This is a genomic window from Sphaerisporangium rufum, assembly GCF_016863395.1.
Classification (GTDB): Bacteria; Actinomycetota; Actinomycetes; order Streptosporangiales; family Streptosporangiaceae; genus Sphaerisporangium; species Sphaerisporangium rufum.
On the sequence record NZ_BOOU01000110.1, the window covers coordinates 15,629 to 30,679 of the forward strand.

Annotated in this window: 18 protein-coding genes, 1 tRNA gene, 1 pseudogene and 1 riboswitch; of the genes and pseudogenes, 9 read left to right on the forward strand and 11 right to left on the reverse strand. The window is 66.6% G+C overall.

Annotation, left to right across the window (positions count from 1 at the left end):
* Positions 1–33 precede the first annotated feature (33 nt).
* From Sru01_RS33655 to Sru01_RS33670, 4 genes are all read right to left on the reverse strand, one after another.
* Entirely contained in the window at positions 34–978 is a 945-nt protein-coding gene (locus Sru01_RS33655; protein WP_203994487.1) for an SMP-30/gluconolactonase/LRE family protein, read from the reverse strand.
* Between the two features lie 70 nt (positions 979–1,048).
* A complete protein-coding gene (locus tag Sru01_RS33660) occupies positions 1,049–1,930 on the reverse strand; it encodes a helix-turn-helix domain-containing protein (protein WP_203994493.1) in 882 nt (293 codons plus the stop codon).
* Positions 1,931–2,070: 140 nt separating this feature from the next.
* Complete coding sequence (locus tag Sru01_RS33665; RefSeq protein ID WP_203994496.1) at positions 2,071–2,835, reverse strand: SDR family oxidoreductase; 765 nt, start codon at positions 2,833–2,835, stop codon at positions 2,071–2,073.
* A 297-nt stretch (positions 2,836–3,132) separates the two neighbouring features.
* Positions 3,133–3,534, reverse strand: coding sequence for a hypothetical protein (locus Sru01_RS33670; protein ID WP_203994499.1), 402 nt, complete (start codon positions 3,532–3,534; stop codon positions 3,133–3,135).
* Between the two features lie 276 nt (positions 3,535–3,810).
* Between Sru01_RS33670 and Sru01_RS33675 the strand changes: the two genes are divergently transcribed.
* The 3 genes from Sru01_RS33675 (at position 3,811) to Sru01_RS33685 (ending at position 5,804) form a co-directional block, all read left to right on the forward strand.
* Complete coding sequence (locus tag Sru01_RS33675; protein ID WP_203994502.1) at positions 3,811–4,299, forward strand: cupin domain-containing protein; 489 nt, start codon at positions 3,811–3,813, stop codon at positions 4,297–4,299.
* A gap of 291 nt (positions 4,300–4,590) precedes the next feature.
* Entirely contained in the window at positions 4,591–5,217 is a 627-nt protein-coding gene (locus tag Sru01_RS33680) for a ClpP family protease (protein ID WP_203994505.1), read from the forward strand.
* Entirely contained in the window at positions 5,214–5,804 is a 591-nt protein-coding gene (locus tag Sru01_RS33685; RefSeq protein ID WP_203994511.1) for a ClpP family protease, read from the forward strand. The genes Sru01_RS33680 and Sru01_RS33685 overlap by 4 nt, the downstream gene beginning before the upstream one ends.
* A 27-nt stretch (positions 5,805–5,831) precedes the next feature.
* Here the strand turns inward: Sru01_RS33685 and Sru01_RS36415 are convergent, their stop codons facing one another.
* Complete coding sequence (locus tag Sru01_RS36415) at positions 5,832–6,188, reverse strand: helix-turn-helix domain-containing protein (RefSeq protein ID WP_203994513.1); 357 nt, start codon at positions 6,186–6,188, stop codon at positions 5,832–5,834.
* Positions 6,189–6,992: 804 nt separating this feature from the next.
* Between Sru01_RS36415 and Sru01_RS36055 the strand changes: the two genes are divergently transcribed.
* Positions 6,993–7,283, forward strand: a complete 291-nt coding sequence (locus Sru01_RS36055; RefSeq protein WP_239138024.1) for a MerR family transcriptional regulator — start codon at positions 6,993–6,995, stop codon at positions 7,281–7,283.
* 398 nt (positions 7,284–7,681) lie between these two features.
* On the opposite strand, the gene Sru01_RS33700 is transcribed toward Sru01_RS36055, so the two are convergent.
* Both Sru01_RS33700 and Sru01_RS33705 read right to left on the reverse strand, forming a co-directional pair.
* Positions 7,682–7,885, reverse strand: a complete 204-nt coding sequence (locus Sru01_RS33700; RefSeq protein WP_068904148.1) for a cold-shock protein — start codon at positions 7,883–7,885, stop codon at positions 7,682–7,684.
* 623 nt (positions 7,886–8,508) lie between these two features.
* On the reverse strand, positions 8,509–8,832 hold the full coding sequence (locus tag Sru01_RS33705; protein WP_203994515.1) for a DMT family transporter: 324 nt from the start codon (positions 8,830–8,832) through the stop codon (positions 8,509–8,511).
* A 19-nt stretch (positions 8,833–8,851) separates the two neighbouring features.
* Positions 8,852–8,916, reverse strand: a riboswitch (guanidine-III (ykkC-III) riboswitch).
* Positions 8,917–9,734: 818 nt separating this feature from the next.
* Here Sru01_RS33705 and Sru01_RS36710 point away from each other — a divergent pair.
* From Sru01_RS36710 to Sru01_RS33720, 4 genes and pseudogenes are all read left to right on the forward strand, one after another.
* Positions 9,735–9,974 (forward strand): annotated as a pseudogene (locus Sru01_RS36710) (hypothetical protein); the annotation flags it as partial.
* 821 nt (positions 9,975–10,795) lie between these two features.
* Entirely contained in the window at positions 10,796–11,026 is a 231-nt protein-coding gene (locus Sru01_RS33710) for a hypothetical protein (protein ID WP_239138023.1), read from the forward strand.
* A 476-nt stretch (positions 11,027–11,502) separates the two neighbouring features.
* The gene (locus tag Sru01_RS33715) at positions 11,503–11,913 is read left to right on the forward strand and encodes an N-terminal phage integrase SAM-like domain-containing protein (RefSeq protein ID WP_203994516.1); all 411 of its coding nucleotides are present in this window, start codon (positions 11,503–11,505) and stop codon (positions 11,911–11,913) included.
* Entirely contained in the window at positions 11,906–12,607 is a 702-nt protein-coding gene (locus Sru01_RS33720) for a tyrosine-type recombinase/integrase (RefSeq protein WP_203994519.1), read from the forward strand. Before Sru01_RS33715 ends, Sru01_RS33720 begins: the two co-directional genes overlap by 8 nt.
* Positions 12,608–12,669: 62 nt before the next feature.
* Here the strand turns inward: Sru01_RS33720 and Sru01_RS33725 are convergent.
* From Sru01_RS33725 to Sru01_RS33735, 4 genes are all read right to left on the reverse strand, one after another.
* Positions 12,670–12,742: transfer RNA gene (locus Sru01_RS33725), tRNA-Ala, on the reverse strand.
* Positions 12,743–12,759: 17 nt separating this feature from the next.
* Positions 12,760–13,485, reverse strand: a complete 726-nt coding sequence (locus Sru01_RS33730; protein WP_203994522.1) for an HAD-IA family hydrolase — start codon at positions 13,483–13,485, stop codon at positions 12,760–12,762.
* 61 nt (positions 13,486–13,546) lie between these two features.
* Complete coding sequence (locus Sru01_RS36060) at positions 13,547–13,666, reverse strand: DLW-39 family protein (RefSeq protein ID WP_211264163.1); 120 nt, start codon at positions 13,664–13,666, stop codon at positions 13,547–13,549.
* 192 nt (positions 13,667–13,858) lie between these two features.
* Positions 13,859–14,251 (reverse strand): DUF3224 domain-containing protein, encoded by a 393-nt coding sequence (locus tag Sru01_RS33735; protein ID WP_203994525.1) that lies wholly within the window; start codon positions 14,249–14,251, stop codon positions 13,859–13,861.
* 164 nt (positions 14,252–14,415) lie between these two features.
* On the opposite strand from Sru01_RS33735, the gene Sru01_RS33740 reads away from it, so the two are divergent.
* Positions 14,416–15,051, forward strand: a 636-nt coding sequence (locus Sru01_RS33740) for an acetylxylan esterase (protein WP_203994530.1), incomplete at its 3' end; no start/stop codon positions are given.

Sequence of the window (15,051 nt, forward strand, 5' to 3'; positions counted from 1 at the left end):
GCATCATCGCCCTGCTCCTGCCGGCCGGCCCGGTCACGCACGCGCTCCGAGGGGGGCCAGAATCAGGTTGGGATCGGTGGCGGTGAGGTAGGCGGCGCTGAGCACGTAGAGGGTCCGGCCGCGTGCCGCCACCGAGGTGGGGTTCTGGAGTCCGGCGGTGAGCAGGGTCACTGTACGGCCGCCGGAGTCGATGCGCACCACCTTGTTCGGGGCGTTGAGGGCCGCGACGACCTCATCATCCCCGTTACCGGTGAAGGCGATGTCATCGATGCCGGCCAGGCCGGTGGCCTTGACCTGGACAGGTCCGGGGCGGCCCTTCCCGATCGGAATTCGAAGCAGGGTGCCCTGGTCGAGATTCGTGGCCCAGATCGCACCGTGCCGTACCTTGATGCCGTTGGCACCGAGGAATCCGGCCGCGGCGAGTTCCGGTGCCGACGACCAGGTCCGGGCCGGCCCGCCGCGCAGGGGCACGGTGGAGATGGAGCCGAGGACCGAGTCGGTGAGATAGAAGGTCTTCGCCGGTTCGTCGTAGGCCAACCCGTTGGGCAGGCCGTTCGCCGGGAGAGCCGCGATGCGCTGCGGTGTCCGGCCGGGACGCAGCCGGTAAAGGCCGGTGGTCGTGGCGTCGCCGCTGGCGTACAGGAAATAGAGCATGCCGTCGGCGGTGCGGACGATGCCGGTGGTCAGGGCGAACCCGAGGGCCGGTGCGCCCCCCTCGGCCGGGGCGGGGAGGGTGGCCAGGATGCGGATCGTGCCCTTCGGGCTGATCGCGGCGACCTGCCGGGCGGCGGCGAAGGTGACGTAGGCCGTGCCGTCCGGGGCGAGCGCGATGTTCTCCGGCTGCTGGCCCTTCGCCAGGTCGAAGTGCACCGCTATCCGGGACGTCACCGCGGTCGAGGGGGTGGCCGCGTTCGACGGGGTGGCGGTCGTCAGGCCCATTCCGGCGGCGAGCGCGAGGGCGAGCAATCTGGTACGCATGAGCGGTCCTTTCTGCATGTGGGCGTGCGTCATCGGGCGCTCCGGCCGGAGCGCCTGGGGATGCGCGAGCTCAGCTGGTGATTCGGGTACGCCGGGCCGCCCGGCCGGCGACAACGCTGTGCACGAGCAGCGTCATCGCGGAGTGCGAGGGCGAGCCGGGTTCAGTAGTAGCGACGACCACCGCCTGGTCATGGGTGGTCCGCAGGGTCTGCTGGGTGACCAGCATGGTGCCCACCAGCGGGTGCCGCATCTTGTGGACCGTGTCACCACCGGTCTTGACGCGGTGGTCGGCCCACATCGTGGCGAACTCCGGGCTCCTGACCGTCAGCTCGCCGACCAGCCTGGTCAGCAGCGGATCGTCCGGATGCCGGCCGGAGGCCATGCGCAGAGTCGCCACGACGCCCCGGGCCTTCGCCGGCCAGTCGGTGTACAGGTCGCGGGTGTGCGCGTCCAGGAACACCAGGCGGGCCATGTTGGGCCGCTGCCCCGGTGTGTTCGGGGCCTCCGCGGCCAGGTGGCCGGCGTACAGGGCGTGACCCGGCGGGTTCCACGCCAGGACGTCACCGCGCCGGCCGAGAACCAGCACGGGCACCTCGCCGAGCACCGCGACCAGCTGACGCGTCGCGGGGCCGACCCGCTCGGGCGCGGCACCGCGTACGGCACCCCGGCGGCGGCCACCGGCGGCCAGTTCGTGCAGGTGCCGGCGTTCCGCGTCGTCCAGTCGCAGCGCTCGGGCCAGCGCGTCGAGCACGTCGGGCGAGGCGTTGGTCGCCTGGCCCTGCTCCAGCCGCGAGTAGTACGACGCGCTCACCCCGGCCAGCAGCGCCAGCTCCTCCCGGCGCAGCCCGGGGACCCGGCGCCGGTCACCGTAGGTGGCCACCCCCACGTCCTCGGGCCGCAGCCGGGATCGCCTTGCCAGGAGGAACTCCCCGAGCCGTCGTCTGCTGTCCATGGCTCACAGTATTCGCGACCCGTTCGCCGGCCGGCCACACCCTGCCAGTGGCAGGCACGCTCTCGGCACGTGGGATCGCGGGCCGAGGCTGCGTGACGAATCCGGTGGTAGTGCCGGGCAGCCCGGGTCCACTCGCTTCGCTACCAGGGCAGTGGGCCCTCTTCGCTGAAGAACCCGGCGGTCGGGCCGTCCGCACCGAGCGTGGCCAGGCGCACCACGACCGCGGCGCCCTGTGCGGGGGTGAGATGGCCGGTGTGGTCGTTGCTGTCGGTGTCGACGTAGCCGGGAGCGGCGGCGTTGACAAGGATTCCGTCGTTGCGCAGCTCATTGGCGTACTGCACCGTCAGCGCGTTCAGCGCGGTCTTGGAGGGCGTGTACGCCGCCGAGGGCAACAGCGCCGTGAAAGGGCCGTTCGGGTCACTGGTGAGGGTCAGCGACCCGGCGTGGCTGCCGACGTTGACAATGCGCGGCGCCGGTGACCGCCGCAGCAGCGGCAGCATGGCGTTGGTCACCGCGATCACTCCGAAGACGTTGGTCTCGAACACCGCCCGGACCATGACCAGGTCGACCGTGCTCGGGACCTGGTCGTGGGCGTCTTCCGGCGCAACCTGTCCCGATCCGGTGATACCGGCGTTGTTGACCAGCACGTCAAGGTGGCCGAAGCGCTCCTCGATCCACCTCGCGGCCTCTTGGACCGTGGGCGGGTCGGTGACGTCCAGGGGCACCGCGTGAGCGTCGTACCCGGCCGCGCGCAGTGCCGCCGCGGCCTCCTCCCCGCGCCGCGGGTCTCTGGCGCCGATCAGGACCGTCATGCCCAGCCTGGCGAGCTGCTCGGCGATCGCGCGGCCGATCCCCTTGTTCGCGCCGGTGATCATCGCCACCTGATGTGTGATGGGTTCGTTCATGGCCGAGCTCCTGTCCGAGGGGGTCCGTTCCGTACGGCCGCGCGCCGCACCGGTCGCTCACGCGGCGTCCCGACGAACAGGAGATGCCGGCCAACCGTCCCCCGTGACAGCACGGCCCTGTGATGTACGCCACCCATTGAAGGTGCAACAAAATGATCTGGACCGACATCTGGTTCCTGTGGTTCCGGGAATGCCGAACAGAGCGGTTACGCACCAAGGAACAAATGGGAAGCGATTATTCGGTGAAACCATTGCGGCGTACGGCGGTCATTCCGCACATGCTCCGGATCATTGCGTTCAGGGATCCAGACACCTCAGCCAGACCACGACGGGGTAGCTAACGCCGTCCGGGGTCTTGATCCAGCGATAACCGGCCTCAACCCTGGTCGCCCTGTCGAGCGGTGTTCTCGTCTCATGGTTCCATAAGCAGGAGGGACGGCCACCAACGGTCACCGTCCCTCCCGCGCGCGACCACACCACATCGTCATGGAAGCCTGCGCTCAAGCCATCGTCCGCTTGGAAAGAGCCCTTTTCCCCATCGGCCATCATCCACGCCTGGCCCTCGACGACACGAAGCGGCACGGTGCCGATAGGCAGGTAGCTGCCTATGAAGCCTCCCGCGATGAGAGCAGCCAGGACGATCCCTAGCAGACGTGCGCGGCGCAGGTGGGTGGTCTTTTCCACCGCAGGGAGGGTCATGGCCGCACTGTACTGTCTGCTCGTCCGGTCATGAGTGGGCCCGCGATGGTTCGCCCCAACCTGGCAGCCGATGCGCTACGATGAGGAACCGGCACATCACGCGGCGTACCGAGTCGTCGCATGAATTGGGAGTCCGGGGCATATTTCGATGCGGTAGCGCTGCCGGATGGTGGCTATTTGTCAGACCCGTTCGGTACGGTCGCGACCATGACCGACGTCACCCGCCGATGCCGCGGTGCCCGATGACGCCCCCCGGACAGTGAGTGCAGGACCTTTATGAGCTATCCAGAACCCCGCTACCTCGGCGACACGGGCGAGATCAACGCCACCTACCGCGCCGCGGACCACGAGCCCGAGCTGCGGTCCTCCGGTGGCACCGTGACGCACTACCTCGCCACCGGGGCCTCGACGAACGGGCAGTTCGGAATGTACCGGTGGGAGATGGGCCCGGTGCCGAGCGGCCCGAGCCCGCACTTCCACCGCTCGATCTCCGAGTCGTTCTACGTCCTCACCGGCACGATCCGCATCTACGACGGCACCCGTTGGATCGACACCGTCCCTGGCGACTTCGTGCACGTCCCTGAGGGCGGCATCCACGGCTTCCGGAACGAGTCCGGTGAACCGGCCAGCATGCTGCTGCACTTCTCGCCCGGCGCGCCCCGCGAGGGCTATTTCGAAGGGCTGGTCGAGTTCGCCGTGTCCGGGCGCCCCAGCGAGGAGGAACTCGCCGAGTTCTACCTCCGCCACGACACGTTCTGGGTATAGGTCCGTCCTTTCCAGCGAACAGTAAATCAAGGTGAATAGCATGAACGACGACGTCACCCAGTAGACCACGGCCACCTTGTAGTCGCGCGGGTGGCTGCCCCGGCAGGGCCACGGCCACGGCCGCACTGTACAGCACTAATCACCGAGGCTCCCGTCGGCGCGCTCGCCCCACTCAATTCCCGACCGTAATGGTACGAACCGGGCCGGAAACCGAGTTCCCTCTGCTCAGAGCAGATCTGCCCCAAGCGGATCGGGTCGACGCCGGTCCGGATCGCCGCACATGATGGACGCATGAGCGGAGAATCGAATCTTCCCCTGTTCGATGCGCGAGTAAGGCGCGAACTCTACGACCAGCGTGTTCTCGTTCTCGACGGCCCTCTAGATGATGACAACGGGACACTGCTGGCCACGCAACTGATAGCACTCGCCACGCAGGACGCGTCGACGGACATCGCATTGTGGATCCACTCGCCGGGCGGGTCGGTTCCCTCGATGCTCGCGATCCGCGACATCATTCGACTCATCCCCTGTGACGTATCGACCCTCGTGCTGGGCATCGCTTACAGCGCCGGACAATTCTTGCTGTCATCGGGGGCCCGAGGGAAGCGCCGCGCCCTGCCGCACGCACGCGTCCTGATGCACCAGGGCTCGGCGGGAATCGGCGGCACCGCAGTCGACATCGAACTGCAGGCCGGCGACCTTCGGCATACTCGCGACACGGTGCTCGGTCTTATCGCCGAGGACACGGGCCAGCCCGTCGAGCGCATATTCGAGGATTCTCTGCACGATCGTTGGTACACAGCGCAAGAGGCACTGGACTACGGCTTCATAGATACAATCGTGCAAAATTTTGACGAAATCGCGCCACGCAATCGCCCACGGCTCGGATTCGGCGTCACCGAGGGAGTCGACCAGTGACCACGTACACGATCCCGAACGTCATCACCCAGAATTCCCGTGGCGAGCGCATCATGGATGTCTACTCCCACCTCCTCACCGAGCGAATCATCTATCTGGGCACCCCGATCGACGCGGGCGTCGCGAACGCGCTCATCGCGCAACTGATTTTTCTGGAGTCGGACAACCCCGAGGCCGAAATCCAGTTCTATATCAACTGCGAAGGCGGGGATCCGAGCGCGATGCTCGCGATATACGACACCATGCGCTATATCCGACCACGGGTTTCCACAACCTGCGTCGGACAGGCCGTCGCGGTGGGTGCCGTCCTTCTCGCCGCGGGTGCCGAAGGAAAACGTGCCGCTCTCCCGCATGCACGGGTGATCCTGCACCAACCAGCCGCTCAGGGGCGCGGAGCGATCCCCGATCTCATCCTCCAAGCCGACGAGGTCGTCCGGGTCCGAGCAGACATCGAGCGCATACTGTCTCGGCACACCGGCCAGACGATCGAGACCCTGCGCGCCGACACCGATCACGATCGCGTGTTCACCGCGACCGCGGCCCTGGAGTACGGACTCCTCGATCAGATCATCGAGGAGCGTTCATAGGGCAGGGGATGATCCCGGCACGCCATCCTATGCGGCCAGAGCATACGCCGCCGAGCAGGTAGCGCCTCTCGACGTGCTGCTCTGCGCAGACCGCAAGCTCTCGGCGACGGCAAGGGTCAGATCGACCAGGGTCACATCCAGCGCGCCGGCGACCGCAGCGATCATCTCGCTCGACGGTTCTTTGACGCCTCGTTCCATCTCGGAGAGATACTGCGGCGAGACTCCGGCGCGACGCGCCGTCTCGCTCAACTTCTCGCCCCGCTCGTGACGAAGGCCTCTGAAACACTCACCGAGCGCGTGCCGCCACAGCGGCTCGCGAGCCGGAGACGGCTTGGAGTCAGTCCGATCGATCGCTGGACGTAGCGGCGGGATAGAGGAGCCCATGCCTCACCTTAGGTAGACGGCGCGTTCGAGTTCGCCCTGATCCGCGCAGAGCGGAATCATCCCGTCTCCTCCGGTTCGCCTGGCCGGCCACACCCTGCCAGTGGCAGGCACGCTCCCGGTCGCTCGATCTTACTTCTTCGAGGTCTAAAATCTGTAGTGATCGAAGTAGACTTCTCCGACTCCAGAGGCTAGGGTTTCTGACATCGCAAGGAACGGATCTGCCAGGGCGTGCAGGACACAGGCATCATGAGGAACCGCCCGGACGAGCGCAGATAGGCAGTAGACGACGCACGATGTCGGACGTGCCGGGGCCGGCGTAGGTGAAAGGGTCCTGGCCGTGGACGCGTCGCGCAGTATGAGGTCCAGCAAGCAGAGACAGCGAAAGGAGTGTTGAACGCCATCAGGATCGCCCGTTGCCGGTCGATGTTCGCCGCACGGGTACCGCGGCTCCACGGATGGGACGGTGGTCTACGGTCACGCGTACGCGATCCCCGCATCCCCGCCTCCTATGGGGCGGCCAATGCGGAACAATGAATCGGCCCTAGAGCCGTTAGATGGTGTTGAACCTCGCGGGCCCCGGCGCCACTTGGCGCCGGGGCCCCTATTGGCGTAATGGATGGTTTTATGGATCGAGCACCACTGGCGCCGGCCGGTCGATCAGAGCCCAGGCTCCGAGACACCGCCGACAGCGCTGAACCGGCCGATAAGGCCGGCAACGCGAGAGGGGCCGATGGACGACGTCCGAGCACGCCGGCCGACATCTCCGAGCACCGGTTCGATGATGAGGACTACCCCGCCTACAGCATGGGCCGGGCCGCCGAGATCCTCGGCGTCACCCCCGCGTTCCTCCGCAACCTGGGCACCGCCAAACTGATCGAGCCGCAGCGCTCGCAGGGCGGCCACCGCCGCTACTCGCGCTACCAGTTGCGCCTGGCGGCCCGCGCCCGCGAACTGGTCGACCAGGGCACCGCCCTGGAAGCCGCCTGCCGCATCATCATCCTCGAAGACCAGCTCGCCGAAGCGCTGCGCATCAACGCCGAACTCCAGCAGGATCGCCACCGGCGATCCGGCAGCGCGGGCGACCGCTCGGCCTAGGGTGCGGGCGGAAGAGTAGTGGTAGGCACGAGTCGCACGGCTCATGAAGAACTTCACATGCAGCACGTATCAAGTGATTCTCTTCGCGATCGGCGGCGCGAAGAGCAGCGCCCAAGAGCCGCTGAAAGACGAATCCAGCCGGACAGAACACGTCCTGGGCCAGTGCACCGGACTGATGGAGTTCGCCGAAGAGACGGCCACCAAGGCTGCCACGCCAGAGGGGCACCAGCGGACTCGTGTCCGAACAGCGCCATTAGTGGCCCATTCGCTAACGCGGTGAAGATCGGACATGCTCCACTCACCGTTCGTGGCGGCGGTCATAGCACGTCGTAGACCATGAGGCAATGCAGATGGGGCCCGCACCCAGAGGTGCGGGCCCCACTGCGTGATGTTCAGCGTCAGGCGGGAACGATGTTCTCCGCCTGCGGCCCCTTCTGGCCCTGGGTGACGTCGAAGCTCACCTTCTGGCCTTCCTGGAGCTCACGATAGCCCTGGGCGGCGATGTTCGAGTAGTGGGCGAAGACGTCAGCGCCGCCACCGTCCTGCTCGATGAAACCGAAGCCCTTTTCCGAGTTGAACCACTTTACTGTGCCTGTAGCCATTTTCGTCTCCTTCGGGGCAGTGCCAAGAAAGCTCGCACCGCGCGAGCCTCGCGTCGCCGCGATGATTACCCCGTCCGGAAAAGTACCGGCAATACAAAAGCGCCGTCATCGGCGGCGAACGCCGACGAGGGCACTTGAAGTCTTCGGGAACCACAACTGCAACTGAATCGAGCTTAGCATAGACTGCACGATCAAGGAAAGCGGCGCTTCGAGTTTCGCAGGTCTCACCCTGAAACCTGGCCTCGCATCGCACGTATTTCTGCGCCTGCGGCAACAGATATCCCGCCCAACGAGTGATGATTCGATCTTACCCAATGTACGGTCCCCTGCAGGCTCGGCGATGGTCCAGCAGTTCTTGCGGGCAGGTCGCTCATCAACGCGCGTACATACTTCTTCGCCTGGACTCGGGGGATTAATCGCTTCCGCGCGGTGAGCGGCCGCGCCAGTCCAGCAGCAGATGGCCCTCAAGCCCCGCAAGTGCGGCAAGAGCCGGCGTTACGACAAGCGCGTCGGCCACTGCGTGCGCAATGCCCCCAGCAAGTAGCGGGCGCGCGTCCACGGCCGCCGCCGACTTCGCGCCCGGACCGCGTGACCTGCCGCCCGAGCAGGTCACGCTCCCCACGTCAGTGACCGCCGCCCGCCAGGTTGAGCCCGACGACGCCGGCGATGATGAGCATGATCGAGGCGATCTTCATAAGGGACGCGTCCTCCCCCATGAAGATCACGCCCAGTGTGGTGGTGCCCACGGCGCCGATGCCCGTCCAGACGGCATAGGCCGTCCCGACGTCGAGACTCTTCAGAGCGAACGCGAGAAGCACGAAGCTGAGCAGGGCGAAGACGACGAAGCCAATGGCCGGCAGCGGTACGGAGAACCCGTCGCTGAGCTTGAGCAGGTAGGCCATCACGACCTCGAACAGACCAGCGGCGAAGACCAAGAACCAGGCCACGACAACCTTCCTCTCCTGGGAAGCGTCGTCGTGCAGACCGGGTACGGCGCATCTCGTCCGGGCGGGCCCGATCGGACCCGCACCATGGCCAACGGCGCCGCCCTCCCACGGATTCCCGCCGTTCCATCAGCGGCCAGGGCTTATATGTCGAACTCGCCGCCCTTGACGCCGCTCATGAACGCCGGCCACTCGCCCGGCATGAAGATGAACGCACGGCCGGCGGGGTTCTTCTCTGATCGTCGTACTTACCGTCGCGGGACGCCAGGGGGGTGGAGATCCAGCAGGCCGTGAGTGCCTTGACCGCGGTGCCGGCGCTCTACGTCGTCCGGCCCAGCACCGCGGTCAACCAAGCCTGATCGCCGGAAGTAGTTCAGTGCGGCCCGAGGCTGGGGGCAACCGGCTCGCTGCGGGCCGTGCTGTACTTTGCTGCTGTACAAGATCGAAAAGGCCACCTCCTGATCTTGGGAAGTGGCCTTCTACCTGGGGTGAAGCCTAGGGGATTCGAACCCCTGACTTCCTGCTTGCAAAGGCGCACGCCGATCTTGCTCCACCAGGGACGACTCAGCTCAGCATGCGGGTGGCATTCCCCGTGACTCCCCATCGTTCCCCCCCGCTTCCCCACCCCATCGGGCACGCAACGGGTACGGCAGCCACATCGTTCGGTAGGCCGGGGCTGAGTAACGAAGCCACGGACCGTCACCGGCCTGACACGATCACTCGTGACTCCCAGCGTAGTAACGTGTCCGGCTGTGCAGGCTATCCGCCTAGATCACGGAACGCACATCACGGTCTATGAGGGCCGTGATGCCCTGCCACCGTATGTCGATCCCATTCCAGCGTGGCTGGACGGCGAGGACTCCTATCGCCCGGCCGCCTTTCGCATCGATGTGCTGGGGGCGACCATGGGATGTATCGCGGTGTGGCCGTGTGGTATCGAACCGCGCAGCGCTGCGACCGACGCCGACGCGTGGACTGTTGAAGATCTGCGAGGAGTACTGCTTGCCTGCAACCGTCTTCATCGTTGTTTCGGCTGCGGGGCAGAACACGAGGTGCTCTACCCCGAGGACGCACTTTGGGCGCTAGGGGAAAGGCATCGACACTCCTCCGAATCAGGATGCCCGACCTGCGGAGCTGAGTTCCGGACATCACGACTCGGAGGACTGAGGATCAATCCCTACCCACCAAATGTCCGAGTCGATCCAGCAGGCCGTGAGTGCCCTGACCGCGGTGCTGGTGCTCTACGTCGTCCGGCCGAGCACGCGAGCCACCAAGCCTGATCGCCGGAAGTAGCTCAGAGGGCTGCCTGATCATGGGAAGTGGCCTTCTACCTGGGGTGGAGCCTACGGGATTCGAACCCCTGACTTCCTTCTTGCAAAGACGGCTACCGATTTTGCTCGCCCTGCGAACACACAGCTCAGCGCGCTGATGGCGTTCCCCGTGACTCCCCTGTGTTCCCCCTTGTTTCCCGCCCAATCGGGCACGCGACGGGCACGAGAGGAGCGGACCGTTCACCAGGCCCCTGGTCTTCCCCCTTCCTCCTCGTAGCTGCCGATCTCTAGTGCGAGCGTGCCGTGTCAAAGGTCAGCGAAGCTGATGGCGAAGCGACGCCGGCAGGAGCCCTTGACTCGGTGGGCTCATCCAGGAGAATCGACCCGCGAGGAGGCTGGATCTCAGTCCAGCGGTCATCCGTCCGTACCATCCTCTGACCCTGCTGAGATTCAGGTCAGAGGCGGTGTTCCGTTGTTCGCGAATTCCAATGACTCCTCTTTGGCCGCTCTCCTGGAGATCACATGGCGACGGCCACCGCGAGATCATTTTGAGTTTGTGAAGACAACTAAAGATCATGTGATGGCGGCGGGAACTCTGATGTCAGGTGTTACGTTGTGGAGGAAGGTGGTTGCGCATCCGCCGTGGTGGGCCCGCCAGTTTGTCAGCCTTTCCGCCCACGTCCTGGAGAGATGCGATGACGAGCAACAACATGCCCTCGGGCGCCGAAGGTCTCGGGATTGCGGGAAATCTCGGGGTCTGGCTCGCATTTGGCTCTCTCTTCGGCGCCGTCTTCGGCACCACGGTCGGGATTTTTTTTGACAACATCGCTCTCGGTGCCGCCTTGGGTTTGGCCTTAGGTTTGGCCCTGGGTTTGGCCATCGGCTCCGTCTTCATCGCGCGAAGGAATGCCGCCGGCGAATCCTGAGCGCCGCACCCGGGTGCCGGGCGGTCGTGATCGTGAGCGGTTGTGCGGGGCTATTGCAGTACGCGTTGCAGTAGCCCGCCCGTCGCCTGGTTCTCCCCCGTCCTCCTCGTAGCTGCCAAACCCCAGGGCGGGACCACCGTGTCAAGGGTCAACGAAGTTGATCGCGTAGCGACGCCGTAGGCGCCCTTGACTCGGTGGGCTCGCCCGGGACACTCGACAGCGAGGAGGACGGGAGCAACACACCCGTCAGGACATGACGTTGTGAAGCAGAAGGGCAAAGGCTGAACCCGCACAGACCCCAGCGCCCAAACTCACGCTAGCGATCCCAACGGTGATGCCTACTGCGGCCGAAATCCCAATCACGATCACCCATCGCTGGGGGAGTGGCTCAGGATCTGTTTTTGCACTCATGGAGTGTCCCGGAGGCGTAGGAGCGCGGCGTAACGGCCAAGAGGCGGTTCGGCCGGGTCCGGAAATTGCCCTCGGGGCGGTGGCAGGCTCGTTATCCCGGTCCGGACGGAATCGACCGTCCCGCGCCGGATACGTTCACGACCAAGAAAGACGCCGAGATCTGGCTGACCAGGCAAGAGGCCGCGATCCTGGATGACGAGTGGATCGATCCCGACGCGGGAAAGGTCTCGTTCGGCGAGTACGGCCGGACCTGGATCGATGAGTGGCCAAGACTGCGGCCACGCACCGTCGAGTTGTACAGCTATCTCCTCCGCGTGCACATCGCGCCGACTTTCGGGGACAGGTCACTGAGCGACGTCAAGGACCCGCACGTGCGGCGGTGGCGTAAGAAGCTGCTCGACCAGGGCGTGAGTGAGGTCACGGCGGCCAAGGCGTACCGGCTGCTCAAAAGCCATCTTCACCACGGCTGTGGATGATCAGCTCATCAAACGTAACCCTTGCCGGATCAAAGGAGCCGGTCAGGAGAACTCGGCAGAACGGCCGGTGCTCACGGTGGCTCAGGTCTACCGGCTCGCGGACGCTATCGAGCCGCGTTTCCGTGCGCTGGTGCTCCTGGCGACGTTCGGCAGTCTGCGGTGGGGTGAGCTGACGGGGCTTCGCCGGCGGGATGTCGACCTGACGGTCGGGACCGTGCGGGTGGAGCGGCAACTGATTCGCGTCACGGGGAAGGGGCTGGTGTTCACCGAACCTAAGTCAGCGGCCGGCAAGCGGACGGTCGTGATCCCTGAGCTGATCGTCAAGGACCTGGAAGAGCACGTGCGGTACTTCGCGCAAGACGGGGATGACGGCCTGATCTTCGCGGGGCCGGACGACGGGCCACTGTGGAACAGCAACTTCAACCGGCGCTTCTGGGGTCGGGCTCTAGCCGCTGCCGGGCTTCCGAAGATCCATTTCCATGACCTCCGGCACACGGGGAACACGCTCGCGGCGAACGCCGGGGCGTCGATCCGGGAGCTGATGGATCGGATGGGGCACACGAGTACGCGTGCGGCAATGATCTATCAGCACGGGTCGCACGAGCGGCAACGTGAGGTGGCGCGGCAGCTCGACTCGCTCGCGCGGAGGCAGCTCACCAAGGCATCGGGCACGCAACGGGCACGAGGCGAGTGAGACGGTGGATAAGGCAGAAAACCCAGGTCGCCGCGTGTGGGCTGACCTGGGTTTTCTTGCGGTGGAGCCTAGGGGATTCGAACCCCTGACTTCCTGCTTGCAAAGCAGGCGCTCTGCCAACTGAGCTAAGGCCCCGGTCGTCGGGGACCAGCCTACCGGGAGGTGGTGGTGACTGGGGCCGAAGCGGGGGTGGAGCCGAGCACGAGGGCGGGGAAGTCGGCGATGGAGTCGATGATCCGGGTGGCGCCGCCCTTGAGGAGGCGCTCACGGCTGTGCACGCCGGTGAGGACGCCGGCCACGATGGAGGCGCCGGCGCGGCTGCCGCACAGCATGTCGCTCTCGGAGTCGCCGACCACCGCGACCTGGCGGACGTCGTCGATGCCGAGCCGCAGGACGGCGGTGAGCACCATGTCCGGCCAGGGTCGGCCGCGGCCCGCGTCCTCGGGGCACAGGGCGAGGTCGACCTTGCCGGTCCAGCCGATGGTGGCGAGCACCCGGCTCAGGGTGCGCCGGCTGAAGCCGCTGATGATGCAGGTCTTCACCTCGGCGGCGCGCAGGGCGTCCAGCGCTTCGAGGGTGCCGGGGACGGGGCTGAGGCCGGCCCGGTCGATGGCGCCCTCGTAGGAGCGCTCGAAGGTGAGGTTGGCCGCCTGGGCCTGGGCCTCGTTGCCGGGGAAGAGGCCGCGGAAGACCTCGATCTTGGGACAGCCCCGGGACCGGTGCACGTGGACCATGGCCCGCGCGTACGCACCGGTGCCCGGGACGATGCCCTGCGTGGCGATCGCCTCGGCGAACGCCCGCTCCACCATGGATGTATCACCGATCGTGGTGCCGGCCAGGTCCAGGCAGGCCAGCCTGATGGGTGGGTCGCCGGTCATCCGGTCACCCCCGCTCCGGGCCGGAGCGGCCGTCGTGCACCCGGGTCGGCATGCCAGGTGGTCAGTTCTCGCTGCCGGTCGCCTCGGTCCACAGGTCCAGCTCGGCGCGGTCGGCCTGCACCTTGCGCCAGACCAGCAGGCCACCGAGGGCGACGAGCGCGAGTACGAGTAGCTTCTTCACGTTTGACCCCACTTCTCGACGGTCCCACCAGCCGCGATGGGAGAGCGTCGGATTCGTAACGGATGGATGCAGCCTAGCAAGGGATCGGGGCCGTCCCCTGGCGACCGTGGAAGCGGTTGTCTCTAATCTTGCGATACGGACCCCCATCGCGACATCCATGGCGGATTTCCGCCGGCCTCCGGTCCGAGGGCTTCAGTCCAGCTCGTAGTCGAGGTGGAAGGAGTGGTCGCCGTCGTCGTTGACGATCTGGCCGCCGCCCTGGATGCCGTGGAGCGCGCCGGTACCCGAGTGCGGAATGATCGTCCAGCTCAGCGACTGGTCGGTGGCGGTGGCCGTCGCGGTGTGGTGCAGGACGAAGGTGCCTTCGCGGCCGTGCACGGTGCCGGTGAAGCGCTCGAACCCGACATAGGCGGCGACGTCCGGGACGGGGGTGACGGCGGTCAGGATGTCGGTGGTGCTGGTGCCCACCAGGTCGCCGCGGAAGGTCTTGGTGACGTGCACCTCGCTGATGGTGGCACCCGGCCGCTCGTCGAGCGGCTTGGGGTCCCAGGTGTCGATATCGAAGGTGCCGGTGGCGCGAGGCACGCTTCCTCCTGATCGGGATGGTGTGTGGCGCCATGTTGCCGCCCGTCGCTGACATCTGCTGTCAGGTACGCCATCCGGTCAATGGCCCATCGACCACCGCAAAATGCCCGGATAGCATGCGGAAGCGTGCCGCGCCCTGTCCCCTTTACCCCTCTGGAGAGGTAATGGCCCTGTTCGACCTGCCCCTTGCTGAGTTGCGGGAGTACCGTCCAGAGCGCGATGAGCCGGCGGACTTCGACGCCTTCTGGAAGCAGACGCTGGACGAGGCGGCGACCGTCGACCTGGCCGCGGAGTTCACCCCCTACGACGCCCCGCTGAGCGGCGTCCGGGTCTACGACACCACCTTCGCCGGCTGGGGTGGCGACCCGATCAAGGCGTGGCTGCTGCTCCCGGCCGGCGCCGGTGGCCCGCTGCCCTGCGTGGTGCACTACCTGGGCTACAGCTGTGGCCGGGGCCTGCCCATCGACCACCTGGCCTGGCCGTCCGCCGGTTTCGCGACGCTGGTCGTGGACACCCGCGGCCAAGGCGCCGCGCACATCGGGCTGCCGGGCGCCACCGGTGACCCGCACGGTGGCAGCGTGCCGCACGCGCCCGGCATGATGACCCGGGGCATCCTGGACCCCGAGCAGTACTACTACCGGCGGGTCTTCACCGACGCCGTCCGCGCGGTCGAGGTGGCCGCCGGGCACCCCGAGGTGGACGCCGAGCGGATCGCGGTGGCGGGCGCCAGCCAGGGCGGCGGCATCGCGCAGGCGGCCGCGGCGCTGCAGCCGAAGGCCAGGGCCGCGCTGATCGACGTG

Coding starts and splice junctions, on each gene's coding strand:
- Sru01_RS33655 (WP_203994487.1), bottom strand. CDS start 978: ATGCGTACCAGATTGCTCGCCCTCGCGCTCGCCGCCGGAATGGGCCTG.
- Sru01_RS33660 (WP_203994493.1), bottom strand. CDS start 1,930: ATGGACAGCAGACGACGGCTCGGGGAGTTCCTCCTGGCAAGGCGATCC.
- Sru01_RS33665 (WP_203994496.1), bottom strand. CDS start 2,835: ATGAACGAACCCATCACACATCAGGTGGCGATGATCACCGGCGCGAAC.
- Sru01_RS33670 (WP_203994499.1), bottom strand. CDS start 3,534: ATGACCCTCCCTGCGGTGGAAAAGACCACCCACCTGCGCCGCGCACGT.
- Sru01_RS33675 (WP_203994502.1), top strand. CDS start 3,811: ATGAGCTATCCAGAACCCCGCTACCTCGGCGACACGGGCGAGATCAAC.
- Sru01_RS33680 (WP_203994505.1), top strand. CDS start 4,591: ATGAGCGGAGAATCGAATCTTCCCCTGTTCGATGCGCGAGTAAGGCGC.
- Sru01_RS36415 (WP_203994513.1), bottom strand. CDS start 6,188: ATGGGCTCCTCTATCCCGCCGCTACGTCCAGCGATCGATCGGACTGAC.
- Sru01_RS36055 (WP_239138024.1), top strand. CDS start 6,993: ATGGGCCGGGCCGCCGAGATCCTCGGCGTCACCCCCGCGTTCCTCCGC.
- Sru01_RS33700 (WP_068904148.1), bottom strand. CDS start 7,885: ATGGCTACAGGCACAGTAAAGTGGTTCAACTCGGAAAAGGGCTTCGGT.
- Sru01_RS33710 (WP_239138023.1), top strand. CDS start 10,796: ATGACGAGCAACAACATGCCCTCGGGCGCCGAAGGTCTCGGGATTGCG.
- Sru01_RS33730 (WP_203994522.1), bottom strand. CDS start 13,485: ATGACCGGCGACCCACCCATCAGGCTGGCCTGCCTGGACCTGGCCGGC.